This is a genomic window from Arsenophonus sp. ENCA, from assembly GCF_002287155.1.
GTDB classification, from domain to species: Bacteria; Pseudomonadota; Gammaproteobacteria; order Enterobacterales; family Enterobacteriaceae; genus Arsenophonus; species Arsenophonus nilaparvatae.
The window spans coordinates 1-765 of record NZ_NHNG01000535.1 but is presented as its reverse complement, the minus strand read 5'-3'; the positions used below and the strand labels follow the sequence as shown (position 1 = coordinate 765).

Annotated in this window: 1 protein-coding gene; it reads left to right on the top strand. The window is 40.5% G+C overall.

Annotation, left to right across the window (positions count from 1 at the left end; all coding sequences use genetic code 11):
* Positions 1-361: 361 nt before the first annotated feature.
* Positions 362-765 (top strand): hypothetical protein (locus CBG25_RS13910; RefSeq protein WP_290607346.1); only part of this gene is annotated, 404 nt, incomplete at its 3' end.

The window sequence follows — 765 nt, the reverse complement described above, 5'->3', positions numbered from 1 at the left end:
CACGCTTTTTGTCCGTGTATTACCAGCTTCAAAAGGAATATCCAGCTACTGTGCCTTTTGGGCACAGCCTATCAGTACCTTTAGCTGTTTCTAGATGACGACGTTTATTTAACAGTTCACATAAGTTAACCATACCATCAAGCCTAGCATGCAAGCCGTATTGGTACTCACAGCTCTTACTACATTGTCCCAACCGCTTCAGACAAGTTAGTTACCTATCTCGCCTGGGTTAGTAGGCTACCGTTGACGGAACAACGGGCTTTGTCAGTGTGTTATTCTACAAGCAAAGCAATTCTCTAAGCGACTTCATGTCGCACTAAAATAATCTGGCCAAAATAATCCTTTTATCAAACTGATTACTTTGCTACAGAAATGGCAATCCCGGCCAGAGCTTGCCCGCCAACAATTAAAAGAGCATGATATTGATGAAGGTTGGTTAAATGACTATTTGTATAAAAATCGAAAGGTTAAATATACCAATCGGCGAGGTGAGACGCCATTATTACCCAATATCGATAATGTATTTAAAGATCAGAACAAACAAATTGCTCAGCTGACCGAACAGATAGAAAAGATCTTGCTACCTCAGTCCTTTAACTCACTTAGGAACGAAGAACAAATTTTTATTCAACAGTCTGACATTCAACTGATGGAGGTCAAATTTGATGCTACTGATAGTTTCAATAGTGTTCCGCTACCGCCATCTGCAAGACAAGGAATAAGGAATTCAGATGAATTTGTCACCCGCGTACCTGAATCGATCGA